Below are 15,035 nucleotides of genomic sequence, written 5' to 3' on the forward strand. Positions count from 1 at the left end.
AAGCTCAGCCACGCGATCGGCCCAACCGGCGTACGACGCGCCAGCACCAGTGATGCAATCGGCGTCAACGGTCAGCGGTGCGTGCTTGCCGATGACGTCGTCCATCAGCTGGGGCCGGTTGCGTCCTACATCTGGGAGCATGCGACCGGTATCGAGCGCAGCCACCTCAAGGCCCTCATCGGCGGCGTCTTCGGCGCTGCTCCTGCTGGCAGGCTCCAGGTCGTCCTCGACCAGCTCACCGCCACCGGCCTTCTTCAGCCTGCACAGATTCGAGTCGGCCGAGACGAAAGCCGAGCGCTTGTTCTGAGCGCGGACTCAGCCGGCCGTCGAACGGTGCGCTACCGCGGGACCGGCGCTCACCTCGTCCGCCGTCAGTGGCCGCGCGAAACCCTCGGGCACCAACACGTCGTCGCGGGAGATGTCGTGCACGTCGCTGCGTCCGATCGCCATCATCGTCGACTCGATGCCACCGCGGATCACGTCGAGCACGTTCTCGACGCCCGCCTGACCGCCGGCGCTCAGCCCCCACAGGTAGGCACGGCCGATGAGCGTCGTCTTCGCACCGAGCGCGAGCGCCTTGACGACGTCGCTGCCGCGGCGCACACCGCCGTCGAGGGCGACGTCGATCTGGTCACCGACGGTCGCCGCGATCGCCTCCAACGACCGGATCGGGGCGGGCGTGCTGTCGAGGTTGTTGCCGCCGTGGTTCGACACCGAGATGCCGGTGACACCGGCATCGACCGCGCGCAGCGCGTCGTCGACCCGTCCGACACCCTTGAGCACGAAGGTGCCACCCCACTGCTGCACCATCCAGGCGATGTCGTCCCAGGTGGGCGGCGGCGTCTGCATCCATTCGTAGTAGGCCTCGAAGAAGCCGGGCGCCGGCTTGCCGGCCTCGGTCAGGTTTGGCGCGGACAACTCCGGCGGACGCCCGGTCCGGGCGAACTGTGCGAACCAGTTCGGCCGAAGCAGCGCTTCGGGCGCGCGCGTCACCATCGTCTTGAGGTCCATCGCCTGCGGGATGATCGGGCTGCCCCAGTCGCGCCCGTTGGAGAACGACCAGTCGGTCGTGGCGATGAGGCCGACGGCGCCGGCTGCGCGGGCCCGGTCCATCCGGCGCACCATCGAATCACGGTCGCCCATCCAGTACATCTGGAAGAAGGTCTGCGGGTTGGCGGCGACGACCTCCTCGATCGGCTTGCTGGCGAACGACGACAGACCCATCGCCACGCCGCGAGCGGCCGCGGCACGAGCCACCGCTACCTCACCGTCCGGGTGCACGGCTTGCACTCCGGTGGGCGAGATCATCACCGGCATCGACACCGACTGGCCGAAAATCTGGGTGGCGAGCTGGCGTTCGGCGGGTGCGCCGACGACATGCGGGGCGAACCCCAACTCGGAGAACGCAGCGAGGTTGTCGGCGTAGGTCACGCCCTTCTCGCTGCCGGCCAGCAACGCCTTGTAGACCGACTTCGGCAGTCGCTTCTTGGCGCGCTCCTGTGCGACGGCGACCGTCTCGAACCACTTGTGCTGACCCATCACGGGTCTCCCTTCTGTGTGTGCTGTCGTCGGAGCCCGGCCGGCAGCAGCGGGCCGAGGGTGTGTGATCGTGCGGCGCCCCACCAGACACCGGCGCCGTAGGCGAGGTCGTCGAGACGACGCGCGAGCAGGTGCCGGGGCAGGTCAAGGGTGCTGTGCGTACGGCGGTGGTCAGTCACCGCGTCGGTCACCGCGGCGATCGCCCACCACCACCGGACGCGGCGCGAGCAGGCCGCGCCGGCCACGGCCAGCGGCCAGTGGTGCCGGTTCAAGGAGGCGCCGAGTTGGGCGCCGGTGGCGGCCAGGCTCATCCCGGTCAGGGCCCAAGTTGCCGACGGGGCGCCGGCCTGGCGCAACCGACGTGAGGTGACCGCAAGCTGCGCGGCGACCGCGGTGGCGGCGAGCGCAGCGCCCGGACGTGTCAACGTGGCGGCTCCGAGCACCGCGGCGGTGGGCAGCGGCGCGAGCCGCAAGGGTGCTACACGGTCGCCGTGCCGCAGAGCCAGCGGCGCCGCGCCCGTGCCGTAGAAGGCCTTACGAGTCACCCACTCCCCCAACCGAATTCGGTGCTCGTGGCGCACCATCGCGGCTGGCTGGTAGCGCACGACCCAGCCGGCGCGATGCAGCCGCCAGACGAGGTCGACGTCTTCGGCTACGCGCATGTCGGCGTCGAAGCCGTCGCCGAGCGCATCGCGCCGGGCGAGCAGAGCCGCACTCGGCACGTAGGACAAGCGGGTGCCGGGCGCGACGCGTCCGGGGGTCTTGCCGAGGTCAAGGGAGGAGTGCACGTCTTCGTAACGAGCGACCCAGCCCGGTCGGTCGACTGGGAGGGCGAGCACCCGCGGGGCGACCAGCGCGACCGCCGGGTCGCGCAACTCGCGCGCAAGTGCAGCCAGACAGCCGGCGTCGGGTACGACGTCGGAGTCGAGAAACGCGACGTACGGCGTAACCGCCTGTCGCAGACCGGAATTACGGGCCGCCGATGGACCCTGGGAGACGTCGTGACGCACCAGTTGCGCGTCCCACTCCTGCGCGATCGTGCGCAGCGCGTCGGCATCGGTCGACCCGTCGTCGACCACGATGACCGCACCCACCGCGGGCAGCGCCGCGAGTAGGCGTACCAGCGCCGTCCGGCGATCGCGCACCGGGATCACGACGGTCACGTCGAGCGACTCGGTCAGCGCATCGTCGTCCCACATCGGGTCGGCCAAGCCGCGGTCGAGCAGGGCGCGCGCGAGCGTGGCACTGACCTTGTCGCTAACCAAGATCTCGTCGCGTCCGGCGAGCAGGTCGCGCGCCTTCGAGCGCAGTCGCACCATCGCGCCGCTGCGGGTGCAGAAGAGCACGTCGCCGCCGTGGCAACGGGTGACCGTCGAGGTGAGGCGCACCCGGGTGCCGACCGGCAGCGCGCACGTCGTCGGGCCGCTCATCGCATCCCCGCACTCGCGTCGAGCACCGAACCGTGCACGGCCGGTCCGAGGGTGCAGGCCGCATCGATGACGCCGGCGAGTTCGTCGGCGCTCAGCGGGCGACCGGTGGTCTGCCGCTGCGCGAGTTCGGCGACATCGCTGAGTCCGTAGAGCCCGGCTGTGGCGGTGAGCATGTCGGTGTCGGTCGATCCCGGCGAGACGCCGACCACGGTGACGCCGCGTCCGTGCAGGTCAGCGGCCAGCCCACGCACCAGCCCGACGACCGCGTGCTTGACGATGCAGTAGGCGCCGAGGTGCCACAGGCCCCGGTGACCGGCGGCGGAGGCGATCGCGCAGAAGGTCGGTTGCTGCCCTGCTTCGGCTGCGGCCAGCAGATGCGGCACGGTCGCGGCGGCGGTGTTCAAGACGCCGACCAGGTCGGTCTCCCAGAGCCGATCGAGCACGCCCGGGTCGGTCAGCCACAGGTCGTCGCCACCGTCGATGATGGCCGCCGCGGCCACGACGGCCACCAAAGGTCCGTGCTCGACGACCGCGTGATCGATTGCGTCGCGCAGCAACTCGGGTGAGCGCACGTCGACGACGGCGCCGATCGCCCGGCCCTGATGCGCGGCGACCACGGCATCGAGGTCGGCCTGAGTCGCCTGCACGGCGCCCGGCTCGCTGTCGCCGAGGCAGGCGTCGAGCGCCAGCACCGTCCAACCGCGTGCGACGAGTCGGGAGACGGTCGCGGCGCCCATGCCGCGAGCGGCTCCGGTGACGACGGCGAGGCTCATGCGACGGTCTCTGCTCTGGCCAACATGCCGTCGGCGTCGACGTGCACTGCCCGCAGCCGGCGCACGATCTCCTCGACGACACCGTCGAGCAGGCCCGCCCCTTCGGCGGCGCAGGCGCCGCGCGGGTCGCCGAGCACGCCCGTCGGTGACACCGCGCGCACGCCCTCGCGGCGCAACCGTTCGAGCACCTGCGGCAACGGATCGGTGCAGCCCGCGGTCGCGCGGTCCATTGCGACCTGGTCGGGCCGCAGCGCGAGCATCATGGCGGTCTCGGTGTGTCCGGCATGTGCATCGCGCCCGGCGGGGCCGCCGGGCACCCAGGCCACCGAGCGGCCCTCGGTGCGCAGCAGGCGCACGGCCGATCGTACGGCGTCGAGGTTGCCACCGTGCCCGTTGACCAGCACGGTGGCACCCGCCCAGCGCGACGCCGACCGCACCAGCTCGACCAACAGCAGGCGCAGCGCCTCGGTGCCTATCGAGATGGTGCCGGCGAAGTCTTCGTGCTCCCCGGACGAGCCGTAGTCGATGCCGGGAGCCACAACCACCCGCTCCCCCGACTCGCTGAGTCGCGCCGCCACCCGGGCGGCCACCGTCCGGGCCACCAGGCTGTCGGTGCCGCACGGCAGGTGCGGTCCGTGTTGTTCGGTCGACCCGACAGGCACCAACAACCAGGGGCGATCGAGCTGTTCGACGCGCGCCGAGCTGATCGCCTCGAGTCGCGGTGCCGGTCGGGTGCGGCTCACGGCGCCAGCAACTCCGACACCGGGTTCTCGTCGCACGCGCTGCGCGGCGGACGTCGGTTGATCGTCACCGGCACCGGTGCATTGCGCACCGGCCCCTTGTGCGAGTGGTCACCGGACGGCGCGGGGCGCTCATCGCCCGGGGTCCCGGCGTTGCCCCTGACGCATTCGGGGTCGGGGCCATCGAGGGGTAGGCCGGTGAAGAACTTCGCCGCCATGCAACCACCACGGCAGGTGTCGTAGGCGGAGCAGGACGCGCACGCGCCGCCGCCCGACGGCTCCCGCAGCTGCTTGAACAGCGGCGCCTGGGTCCAGACGGTGTCGAAGCCGCCTTCGCGCACGTTGCCCGCCTTGAAGCGGTCGTGGATCGCGAACGGGCACGCGTAGACGTCCCCGATCGGGTCGACCAGGCACACCACTCGTCCGGCACCGCACAGGTTGAGGCCCGGCAGCGCCTCGCCGTAGGCAGAGAGGTGAAAGAAGGAGTCGCCGGTGAGCACGTTCTCGCCATTGGCGACCAGCCAGTCGTACAGCTGGCGCTGCTGGTGCGGCAACGGGTGCAGCTCGTCCCAGACGTCGGCGCCGCGACCCGAGGGGCGCAGCCGGGTCAATCGCAACTGGGCGCCGTACTTGTCGGCGATCGCCTTGAACTCGTCGAGCTGGTCGATGTTCGTGCGGGTGCACACGACCGAGATCTTCATGTCCTTCATCCCGGCATCGGCCAGGTTCTGCAACGCCCGCATGCAGGCTTCGTAGGTGCCCGCGCCGCGGATCGGGTCGTTGACCTCGGCCGTGGCACCGTCGAGCGACAACTGCACGTCGATGTAGTTGGACGACGCGAGGTACTGCGCGCGCTCGGGGGTGATCCGAAAACCGTTGGTGGAGAACTTCACTCCTACCTGGTGGTCGACGGCGTACTGCACCAACTCCCAGAAGTCGCTGCGGATGGTGGGCTCACCGCCGCCGATGTTGACGTAGAAGATCTGCATCCGCTGGAAGGTGTCGATGAGTGCCTTGCACTCCTCGGTCGACAGCTCGCGCGGGTCGCGGCGTCCGCTGGAGGACAGGCAGTGCACGCACGACAGGTTGCACGCGTAGGTGAGCTCCCACGTCAAGCAGATCGGTGCGTCGAGGCCGTGTTCGAAACGGTCGACGAGACGTCCGACGGATTCTGTCGGTCGTTCGGCAAGTTGGGTCATGACTGGCTCCCTCGGCTGGTGAGCATCCCGCGGTCGGCGAGTTGGCGGAGTGCGGATTCGTACTGCGGCCACTGTTCTTCGGGCACCCCGGCCCCGGTCAGTGCCGCGGCAACGTCTTGGCTCTCGCGCAGCGACTCCACCACCCGAACCAGCCGGGGCGACTTCAAGAAGCTGAGCCGGCGAGAGGTGAAGTCGTACGCGAGGGCGCCGAACGGTTCGGGCCGCAAGGCAACCGACCCGCTCAGCGCCCATCGCTCGTGCAACATCAGTAGACGCCGCACATTCCGTCGATGGAGACGTCCTCCACAAGGCTGTCTTCGACAACCTCGGCGAGGTCGAGATCCTCGTTGCGGTCGATCTCCTCGTTCATGATGATCGCCTTCCGTTCGACTCGCCGCACCGGTCGGTGCGCCGTGATTCGACGCTAGAACCGCTTGTGCTGCAACCGAACCCGCGTACCGGACAGTTGCACCTACCCATTCGGGCAGGTCCCGGCGACCCACCTGTCCGACCGGTGAGGTGGGGCACTCCCCGGGCGGTCAGCGCACGACCCGACGACTGTGGCCAGTCTTCGCGTCCTCGTCTGTTCCGGCGCCCGCCGACGACCTAGCGTCCGAGCCGTTCACTGCCGACAAGGAGGTCGCCCATGCAGGTCGACGAGTTGCTCAAGCCGTTCCCGATCAAGGAATTCCACCCGTTCCCGCGGGCTCTCATGGGCCCAGGTGCCCACGAGATGATCGGGCCAGAAGCCCTCAAGATGGGTTTCAAGAAGACGTTGGTGATGACCTCGGGCCTGCGCGGCACCGACATCGTCCACAAGATCGTCGAGTCGCTGAAGTACCACGGCCTCGAGGTCGTCGTTTACGACAAGGTCGAGTCGAACCCCAAGGACTACAACGTCATGGACGCCGTGGCGCTGTACCAAGAGAACAAGTGCGACTCGTTCGTCTCCATCGGTGGCGGCTCGAGCCACGACGCCTGCAAGGGTGCCCGCATCTCGGTCGCTCACGACGGGCGCAGCGTCAACGAGTTCGAGGGCTTCAACATGTCCGAGAACCCGAACAACCCGCCGCACATCGCCGTGTCGACCACGGCCGGCACCGGTTCGGAAACCTCGTGGGCCTACGTCATTACCGACACCACGACCGACCCGAACAACCCGCACAAGTACGTCGCGTTCGACGACGCCAGTGTGGCTTCGCTGGCCGTCGACGATCCGGTGCTCTACTTCGACTGCCCGACCGACTACACCGCACAGTGCGGGTTCGACGTGCTCGCGCACGCCAGTGAGCCGTACGTGTCGCGCCTGGACTTCCAACCCTCGCTCGGCAACGCGCTGCACGCGATCAAGCTGACTGAGGAGAACCTGCGCGCAGCCACCTGGAACGGCCAGGACCTGCGCGGCCGCGAGGGCATGATGTACGCCCAGTACATCGCCGCCCAGGCGTTCAACTCCGGTGGCCTCGGCATCATCCACTCGATAAGCCACGCGGTCAGCGCGTTCTACGACACCCACCACGGACTCAACAACGCGATCGCGTTGCCCCGCGTCTGGGCGTTCAACATGTCGGCCAGCTACAAGAAGTTCGCCGATATCGCTCGCGCGATGAGCATCGACACGCACGGCATGACCGATGTGCAAGCGGCCGAGGCCGCGCTGGCCGCATCGATCCGGTTGCTACGCGATGTGGCCATCCCGGAGCGTTTCGTCGACGTCACGGCCGACAGCTACTCCAAGAACCGTCTCGGCACTGGCCCGACGAAGTACTACGAGAAGGCCAAGGTCATCAAGGGTGACAAGGCCGATGTCGAGCGCATCACCAACCACGTCCTCGGCGACGCTTGCACCCCCGGCAACCTGCGGGAGTGCACCTTCGAGACCGTTTCGCCGGTGGTCGACCACTGCATGAACGGCGAACTGGACGACCTGCTCGGCTAACCGTCCGCCCCCACTCTGTCGGGTCCGCGGCGATCATCCCGCGGACCCGACAGCCCCACCCGCTACCCGACCTGCATGGCCAAGGAGCAAACGTGACCGCCGTGAGCAGCAAGAGCACCGACCCCGACAGCACCGACAGCACCGACAGCACCGGGACCGACCTGCAGTTCGTTGACGTGCAGGACACCAAAGACCGATTGGACGCCGGCGGCTACCTCGCCGATGACGCACTCGCCACCACGGTGTTCTTGCAGACCCGACTAGACAAACCGCTGCTGATCGAGGGGCCGGCCGGTGTCGGCAAGACCCAGCTTGCGTCGTCCCTCGCGCAGGTCACCGGACGCCGGTTGCTGCGCCTGCAGTGCTACGAGGGTCAAGACGAGTCGAAGGCACTGTACGAGTGGGACTACGGCAAGCAACTGCTCTACACCCAGATCCTGCGCGAGAAGATCACCGAGCTCGTCGGTGACACCCGCACCATCGACGAGGCCGTCGACCGCATCGCCACCCACGACAGCGTGTTCTTCTCCGAACGCTTCCTGGCCCAACGTCCCTTGCTCGAAGCGGTGCTCTCCCCCGACCCCGTCGTGCTGCTCATCGACGAGGTCGACCGCGCCGACGAAGCCCTCGAGGCCGTGCTGCTGGAGTTGCTCGCGGAGTTCCAGATCTCGATCCCCGAGGTCGGCACGGTGCGGGCCAAGCACCAGCCCTACGTCATCCTCACCTCCAACAACACCCGTGACCTGTCGGCCGCGCTCAAGCGCCGCTGCCTTCACCTGTTCCTCGACTACCCCGACGCCGAACGCGAACTCGACATCATCCGCTCCAAGGACACCGGCCTCGATGACGCACTGGCCAGTCAGCTGGTCGAGGTGGTGCGCGGCCTGCGCGAGCTCGACCTACGGAAGGCACCGAGCATTTCCGAGACGATCGACTGGGCGCGCACACTGGCGGTGCTCGGCGCGTCCGAACTGTCGTCGAAGGTGCTGTCCGACACCTTGAACATCGTCGTGAAGTACGAGCGCGATGTCAGTGAGGCCCGCAAGGCGATCCCCCGGCTGGTCGACCCGAACGCCACGGTGCCCGAGGAGTTGCCCACCCACGGGCACGGACACGGACACGGGCATGGCCACGGGCACGGCGACCACGACCACTCGGATGGGGATCACGACCACGATCACTCTGCCTACGCGTCCGATCCGGACGGTTCCGCCGTGCGGGCGGCGAAGGACAAGCCGGGCCGCCACGGCAAGGGCATCTACGGCGAGCCGGGTCGTGACACCCGCCGCACGGCCCGCCGTCGGACCTTCTGATCGGGGCGCGCCGTGCAGGGTGCCATCCACCGGTTCGTCCGGTTGCTGCGGTTGTTCGGGATGCGGATCAGCGTCGCGGAGACCATCGACGCGCTGCAGGCAGCGACCCAACCGGGCATGCTGGGCGACCGCGAGCTGCTGGAGTCCGCGCTGCGCGTGACCCTGGTGAAAGACCGCCGCGACCTGGAGATCTTCCAGGACGTCTTCGCCGCGTTCTTCGGTCTGCGCGCGGTCGTGGCCGCGCCGGAAGAGCACGGCCACGCGCACGACGACCTGAGCGACAGCGGCGATCTTCACCAGTTCACCCTCGGTGAAGACCCCGGCGACAGCCCGCAACAGGGCCACTCGCACGGTGCGCCCGACGACATCCGCGACTACTTCCGCCGCGAGGACCTCGCCCAGTCGTACAACCTGCACCAGGAGGCCAACAAGCTCGACATGGCCTCGGCGACCGACGAGATCGTGTTGTCGAACGACCAGAGCGACCCGCGCGGCGAGGCCGCCCGGGTGCAGCTGACGACCCGGCGGCTGCAGAACCCGGGGTTGCCCGGCAGGCTGACCGACCGCGCCGGGCTGGAGGTCGACGCTCAACTCAGCGTCGCCCAGGAGATGGCGCTACTCGGCTGGCTCGCCGAGAGCGACCTGCCCGACGAGGGTCCGGCCGACGACTCCGACCTGAGGGCACTGCGCGAGCAGCTCGCGCCGCTGCTCGCCGGCTTGCCCGAGCGGCTGCGCGAACACCTCGAACGCTTACTGGCCGCCGCCCCCGAAATCGAGGAGCGCGCCCAGGACGCGGCCCGCGCCGAACTCTTGCACGAGCAGGAGCGAGCCGAGATCGAGGACCACCTGCGCCGCCTCATCCGCGGGTTGCACGGTGCGCCGCGGGCGCGCCGCCGCACCAGCGCGGCGGGCACCGTCGACGCCGCCCGCACCATGCGGCACAACATGAAGTACGACGGCGTTCCGTTCCGGCCGATCACCGTCGCGAAGACGCACGACCGCCCACGTCTGCTGCTGCTGGCCGATGTGTCGCTGTCGGTGCGCGCGACCTCGGCCTTCACCCTGCAGGTGGTGCAGAGCCTGCAATCGCTGGTGAGCTCGGTGCGCACCTTCGGCTTCGTTGCCGACATCGCCGAGGTCACCGACCTGTTCGCCGAACATCGCCTCGACCGTGCTCTGGAACTCGTCATGGCCGGCCCGGACGGCGGTGGACCGATCGATGTCGACGCCGACTCCGACTACGGCTCGGTCTTCGAGACCTTCCTGGAGGACTACGGCTCAGCGCTCAACCACCGCACCACGGTCGTCATGCTCGGAGACGGACGCGGCAACGGGCACGACCCCGGCCTGCGCGCCTTCGAGGAGATCTCCCGGCGTGCTCGCAGCACGTTGTGGCTTACGCCCGAGCCGAGGTTCTCTTGGCGCCTCGGACGCTGCGACCTGCCGCTCTACGCGGAGTACTGCGACCGGGTGCAGGTCGTGCGCGGACTCGGCGGCCTGGAGGACCTCTCCCATCGCATCCACACCCCGGCGTGAGGGCGCGATGGACACCTCGCAGGACATCTTGTCCCCACTGCGCTCGGCGCCGGGCGGGGTCTACCGCGACGACTGCGTCACGGTGATCCGCGGCCCGGCTCCGCCCGGCCGAGAGATCGCGCACACCTCGCACTTCACGGTGCACGCCGGTGAGCCCTTGGCGATCACCCACCAGCTGAGCGTCGACGATCTCGACGAGGATCTGACCGGCTTGCTGCGCACCGAGCTGTTCGAACCGGGCTGGGTGCGTGGCCCCGAGTTGTTCGAGCGGTTGTTCACCGGCATCGTGTTGACCTGCGCCGACGACCCACTGGCTGCGTGGGAAGCGTTCTACCGCAACACGATTCGTCAGGAGTCGACTCCTGGTGCACGACCTGGTGGCGCGATCGAGGAATTCCGGCCGGTGCACGACCACGCCGTCGAACTCGTGCTCGGCGACTCGGTGCACGAACTCGGCAGCTGCTTCGGATTTCTCGCCCTGCGGCTGGCCGCGCAGGGGCTGGACGTGACCGCGTCCGACCTCAGCGTGGGCACCATGCAGTTACTCGGTGCGGTCGCTCCCCGGCTCGGCGCACGGGTCGCCACCGTGGTGGCCGACGCGGGGCATGTGCCGGCCGCCGATCGCAGCGTCGACACCGTGCTCGCGGTGCACCTGTTGGAACACATCGACACCGAGCACGGGCGCCGGGTGCTCGACGAAGCGGTGCGGCTGGCCGACCGCCGAGTGATCGTCGGGGTGCCCTACGAAGACGTCGCCGACGAGACCTTCGGGCATGTGCGCACGATCGGCCCAGCCGACCTCGCCGAGCTCGGTGCGCAGACCGGCCTGTGCTTCGAGGTGCACGAGCACCACGGTGGCTGGCTCGTCATCGACCGCTGAATCCCGCTGCGTTCCGGCGCCTTTCGCTGGTCGTCAGATCACGCCGAGCTTGCTCGCGGCGTAGACCGCTTCGGCGCGCCGGGAGACACCGAGCTTGTGCAGGATGTTGGCGACGTGAAACTTCGCGGTCGCCTCGGAGATGAAAAGCATCTGGCCGATCGCTTTGTTGGAGTGCCCGTGGGCCAGCAGCGCGAGCACTTCGAGTTCTCGTTTGGTCATCTTGCTGGTGTCCTCGACGGCCGGCGCGGTCACGCCGCGCACCATCGCCGCTGCGCTACGCGGATCGAACGCGCTGCCGCCTCGGTGCACGTCGCGGATCGCCTTGATGAGGCCGGACGTGTCGACGTCCTTGACCACGTATCCGCGGGCCCCCGCGCGCACCGCGGCGAGCACGAGTTGGTCGTCCACAAAGGTGCTGAACACCAGCACGGCAAGCCCGGGATGGGCCGCGATCAGGTCGCTGCACAGGTCGATGCCGTCGGCGTCCTGCTGGGTGGTGAGTTTGAGATCGAGCACAACGACCGCCGGGTCGGTGTGCCGCACGACGGCGAGCGCCTCGCGCGCGTCCGATGCCTCTGCGACCACCGACAGGTCGTCCTCGCGTTCGAGGATCGCGCGCAGGCCCTGCCGCACGACCGCATGGTCGTCGACGAGCACGACGGTGATCGTGCGCTCGCCGGTCGTCGGCGTCAGTCCGTTCATCACTGTTCCTTCCCTACGGGGCCGGCCGCCCTCGGCGTCATGATCACTGGCAGCGGCACGCGGAACTCGATCCGCACCCCTCCCAGGCGCGCGCGACGCACATTCATTGCTCCGCCCAGGCGTTCTGCCCGTTCCGCCATGTTCGCCAGGCCGCGATGGCGTCCGTCGCCGGGTGTGCGGCGCGCGAGACGGAGGTGACGGCGCAGACGCGCCGGGTCACCGTCGCCGTCGTCGGCGACGATCAATCGCAATTCGCCTGTGCGATACACCAATCGGACGTAGGCACGGGTCGCCTGAGCGTGCACGGTGACGTTGAACAACGCTTCGCCGACCGCGCGCACCAGGTCGTGTCGTGCCTGCTCGGGCACCTCCACCTCGACGCCCTCCACCCGGAAGCGCAAGGTCAGCGGCCCGATGTGCTGCAAGACGAGCGCTTCGAGCAGTTCGGCCAACGACTGCACCCGGTCGCTGTGAGGCTGACGCAGGGCAAAGATCGCCTGCCGCAGCTGCTCGACCGCGTGACCGGCGACGTCGCGGGTGCCCGCCAGACGTTCGCCAAGAGTGTCGCCGCCCGGCAACGCGGCCGCGTCACCACGAGCGATCTCCAGGGCCATTCCCACTGAGAGCACCTGCTGGGTGACGGTGTCGTGCAACTCGCGCGCGATCCGCTGACGCTCCTCCTCCACCAACTCGCGCTGCGCGGCAACTTGCAGTCGGTGTTCTGCGTGGCGCAACGCGGTGTCTCGTTCGTTGAGGTCGCGTCGCTGCGCCTCGGTTTCGGCGTTGAGGCGTTGCGCCCGTCGGTGCAGCAGCAGTCCGGCTTGGAACTGCTCGGACGTGTGCAGCGAAACCGCCGCCTGGTTGGCGAGGATGCGCAGCACAGCGATGTCGGCGTCGGCCGGCTCCTCCGGCAGCCGATGTCGGGCCGACAACGTGCCGACGACGCGACCCTCGAGCATCATCGGAGCGCGGACGCATTGGGCCCGGTCGCCGGGCACGGCACCACCGCGCACCGCCCCGACCTCGCGGCGCACCTCCAGCGGAAGGCCGTACTCCTCGATCACGACGTCGCCGTCGCGCGGCGCCATGAGCACCCGCGGACGGGCGCCGGGGAACTCTCCCCCGCCGATCAGCAGCAGGGCCCAGTCGGCGTCGAGGTGGCTGCGCGCGGCCTCGACGACCTCCTGCAGCAACTCACGCGGGCCCTCGACAGTGCGCACGACCGCCTGGGAGATCGCGTCCATCGCCCGAAGCGTGCCGTGCAGCCGTTCGTCGGACCGCACGTATTCGCGGTAGTAGGAACGCTTGCCCGACCGGATGCCGGTGAGTGAATCGAGTTCGTTGATCACAACGCAGCCTCGAACAACGCCTCGATCTGCTCCTGCGACGCCGGGCGCGGGTTGGTCGTCAGGCAGGCGTCTTGCAAGGTGGTGCGGGCCAGGGTCGGGATGTTCTGCGCGCTCACGCCGAGCCCGGCAAGCCCGGTCGGCACGCCGAGGTCACGACCGAGTTCTTCGACGCAGGTGGCGAGGAACTCTGCGGCCTGCGCGCCGTCGCGCGCATCGGGCAAGCCCGCCGCCCGCGCGAGCTGCACGAACCGGTGGCACGGCGCGTTGAAGCGAATTACGTGCGGCAGCAGCACTCCGTTGATGACGCCGTGCGGTGCGTCGAGTAGGCCGCCGACCTGGTGACTCATCGCGTGGGTCGCGCCGAGGATCGCGTTGCTGAACGCAAGTCCGGCGTTCAGGCTCGCCTGTGCCATGCCGGCACCCGACTCGGTGTCGATGGGCTGCCGAACCATCGACCGCAGGTGGGTGCAGACCCCTTCGACCGCGGCGAGCGCATGCAGGTCGGCGATCGGGTTGTGCGCCAGCGAGACGTATGCCTCGATGCCGTGGGTAAGGGCGTCGAGCCCGGTCGCGGCGGTCAGCCAGGCCGGCATGGTGACCAGCAGGTCGGGGTCGGTGATCGACACCTCAGGCACCAGCGTCCGGCCCATGATCGTCACCTTCACCGAGCGTTTGGTGTCGGTGACGATGCAGAACTGCGAGACGTCCGCACCGGTGCCGGCCGTCGTCGGGATCATCAGCGTCGGCGGGAGCGGGTGCGCCATCTGATCGACGCCGATGAAGTCGAGGATGTCGCCGCCGTTGCCCGCGACGACTGCGACACCCTTCGCGGCGTCCATCACCGAGCCGCCACCGATGCCGACGATGACGTCGGCGCCGCGGCTGCGGTAGTGCTCGTAGGCTGCCCGAACCTCGTGGTCCTTGGGGTTCTGGCTGACCGCACTCCAGACCTGCGGGTCGAGCCCGGCGGCGCGCAACAGGTCGATCAACCGGTCGGCCCAGCCCGCCTCGACGATGCCGGGATCGGTGACGACGAACGGTCGGCGGGCGCCCAGACGTCCCGCCGCGAACCCCGCTTCGTCGATGGAACCGGGGCCGAAGACAACTTCCGGGGCCTGGAACTTCGACAGGCCCCGCTGCGTGCCGGCCACCCGATTCACAGCAGTCCGAGACCGCGCAGTTCGTCTTCGTCGAACATTCGCGACCGGATGAGGAAGCGCACTCCTTCGGGCGCCTCGAGCGAGAACCCGCTGCCGCGTCCCGGCACGACGTCGACTGTGAGGTGAGTGTGCTTCCAGTACTCGTACTGCGAGGAGCTCATGTAGAACGGGACCGGTTCGGCGACGCCGGGCAGCTGCACCCGCTGCAGCAGCACGTCGACGTCGCCGATCATGAAGTCGCCGACCGGGTAACACATGGGGGCGCTGCCGTCGCAGCATCCGCCGGACTGGTGGAACATCACCGGTCCGTTGCGATCGACCAGTTTCGCCACGAGTTGTGCGGCCGCGTCGGTGAACGCGACGCAGTCGACATCGTTCACCGCCTTGGCAACCTTCGATTCGGTGCTCATCCGGTTTCCTTCTCCTTGAGGTGCGGGCATGCGTCCGAGGACGGGATGGCCCCGGTAGCAGGCGC

Annotated in this window: 15 protein-coding genes; 4 read left to right on the plus strand and 11 right to left on the minus strand. The window is 69.1% G+C overall.

From position 1 onward, the window contains the following. Nucleotides 1–315: 315 nt before the first annotated feature. From mftD to mftA, 7 genes are read right to left on the minus strand one after another with little or no spacing between them, the layout of a single operon-like run. The gene (mftD, locus tag FB459_RS15590) at nt 316–1,539 is read right to left on the minus strand and encodes a pre-mycofactocin synthase MftD (protein ID WP_141929139.1); all 1,224 of its coding nucleotides are present in this window, start codon (nt 1,537–1,539) and stop codon (nt 316–318) included. Further along, complete coding sequence (gene mftF, locus FB459_RS15595; protein WP_141929140.1) at nt 1,539–2,969, minus strand: mycofactocin biosynthesis glycosyltransferase MftF; 1,431 nt, start codon at nt 2,967–2,969, stop codon at nt 1,539–1,541. Before mftF ends, mftD begins: the two co-directional genes overlap by 1 nt. Continuing rightward, nucleotides 2,966–3,742 (minus strand): mycofactocin-coupled SDR family oxidoreductase, encoded by a 777-nt coding sequence (locus FB459_RS15600; protein ID WP_141929141.1) that lies wholly within the window; start codon nt 3,740–3,742, stop codon nt 2,966–2,968. The genes mftF and FB459_RS15600 overlap by 4 nt, the downstream gene beginning before the upstream one ends. Then, nucleotides 3,739–4,485, minus strand: a complete 747-nt coding sequence (gene mftE / locus FB459_RS15605) for a mycofactocin biosynthesis peptidyl-dipeptidase MftE (protein WP_246092488.1) — start codon at nt 4,483–4,485, stop codon at nt 3,739–3,741. Before mftE ends, FB459_RS15600 begins: the two co-directional genes overlap by 4 nt. Beyond that, nucleotides 4,482–5,681: a mycofactocin radical SAM maturase gene (mftC, locus tag FB459_RS15610; protein WP_141929142.1), complete on the minus strand. Its 1,200-nt coding sequence runs from the start codon at nt 5,679–5,681 to the stop codon at nt 4,482–4,484. Before mftC ends, mftE begins: the two co-directional genes overlap by 4 nt. After that, nucleotides 5,678–5,947, minus strand: a complete 270-nt coding sequence (gene mftB, locus FB459_RS15615; protein ID WP_141929143.1) for a mycofactocin biosynthesis chaperone MftB — start codon at nt 5,945–5,947, stop codon at nt 5,678–5,680. Before mftB ends, mftC begins: the two co-directional genes overlap by 4 nt. Then, nucleotides 5,947–6,051 (minus strand): mycofactocin precursor MftA, encoded by a 105-nt coding sequence (gene mftA / locus FB459_RS15620; RefSeq protein WP_141929144.1) that lies wholly within the window; start codon nt 6,049–6,051, stop codon nt 5,947–5,949. The genes mftB and mftA overlap by 1 nt, the downstream gene beginning before the upstream one ends. A gap of 276 nt (nt 6,052–6,327) precedes the next feature. Between mftA and mdo the strand changes: the two genes are divergently transcribed. From mdo to mftM, 4 genes are all read left to right on the plus strand, one after another. Further along, nucleotides 6,328–7,620: an NDMA-dependent methanol dehydrogenase gene (gene mdo, locus FB459_RS15625; protein WP_141929145.1), complete on the plus strand. Its 1,293-nt coding sequence runs from the start codon at nt 6,328–6,330 to the stop codon at nt 7,618–7,620. 92 nt (nt 7,621–7,712) lie between these two features. Next, the gene (locus FB459_RS15630) at nt 7,713–8,933 is read left to right on the plus strand and encodes an AAA family ATPase (protein ID WP_246092489.1); all 1,221 of its coding nucleotides are present in this window, start codon (nt 7,713–7,715) and stop codon (nt 8,931–8,933) included. Nucleotides 8,934–8,945: 12 nt separating this feature from the next. Next, nucleotides 8,946–10,469 (plus strand): VWA domain-containing protein, encoded by a 1,524-nt coding sequence (locus tag FB459_RS15635; protein WP_141929146.1) that lies wholly within the window; start codon nt 8,946–8,948, stop codon nt 10,467–10,469. Nucleotides 10,470–10,476: 7 nt separating this feature from the next. Continuing rightward, nucleotides 10,477–11,349 (plus strand): mycofactocin oligosaccharide methyltransferase MftM, encoded by an 873-nt coding sequence (gene mftM, locus FB459_RS15640; protein ID WP_141929147.1) that lies wholly within the window; start codon nt 10,477–10,479, stop codon nt 11,347–11,349. Between the two features lie 33 nt (nt 11,350–11,382). Here the strand turns inward: mftM and FB459_RS15645 are convergent, their stop codons facing one another. The 4 genes from FB459_RS15645 to FB459_RS15660 are packed head-to-tail and all read right to left on the minus strand — an operon-like array spanning nt 11,383 to nt 14,970. After that, entirely contained in the window at nt 11,383–12,051 is a 669-nt protein-coding gene (locus FB459_RS15645; protein WP_141929148.1) for a MadR family response regulator transcription factor, read from the minus strand. After that, the gene (locus tag FB459_RS15650) at nt 12,051–13,400 is read right to left on the minus strand and encodes a GAF domain-containing sensor histidine kinase (RefSeq protein WP_211345213.1); all 1,350 of its coding nucleotides are present in this window, start codon (nt 13,398–13,400) and stop codon (nt 12,051–12,053) included. Before FB459_RS15650 ends, FB459_RS15645 begins: the two co-directional genes overlap by 1 nt. Beyond that, nucleotides 13,397–14,551 (minus strand): iron-containing alcohol dehydrogenase, encoded by a 1,155-nt coding sequence (locus tag FB459_RS15655; RefSeq protein WP_246092491.1) that lies wholly within the window; start codon nt 14,549–14,551, stop codon nt 13,397–13,399. The genes FB459_RS15650 and FB459_RS15655 overlap by 4 nt, the downstream gene beginning before the upstream one ends. 5 nt (nt 14,552–14,556) lie before the next feature. Next, nucleotides 14,557–14,970: a DUF779 domain-containing protein gene (locus tag FB459_RS15660; RefSeq protein WP_141929151.1), complete on the minus strand. Its 414-nt coding sequence runs from the start codon at nt 14,968–14,970 to the stop codon at nt 14,557–14,559. Nucleotides 14,971–15,035 lie beyond the last annotated feature (65 nt).

The organism is Yimella lutea, assembly GCF_006715095.1.
GTDB lineage: Bacteria > Actinomycetota > Actinomycetes > Actinomycetales > Dermatophilaceae > Yimella > Yimella lutea.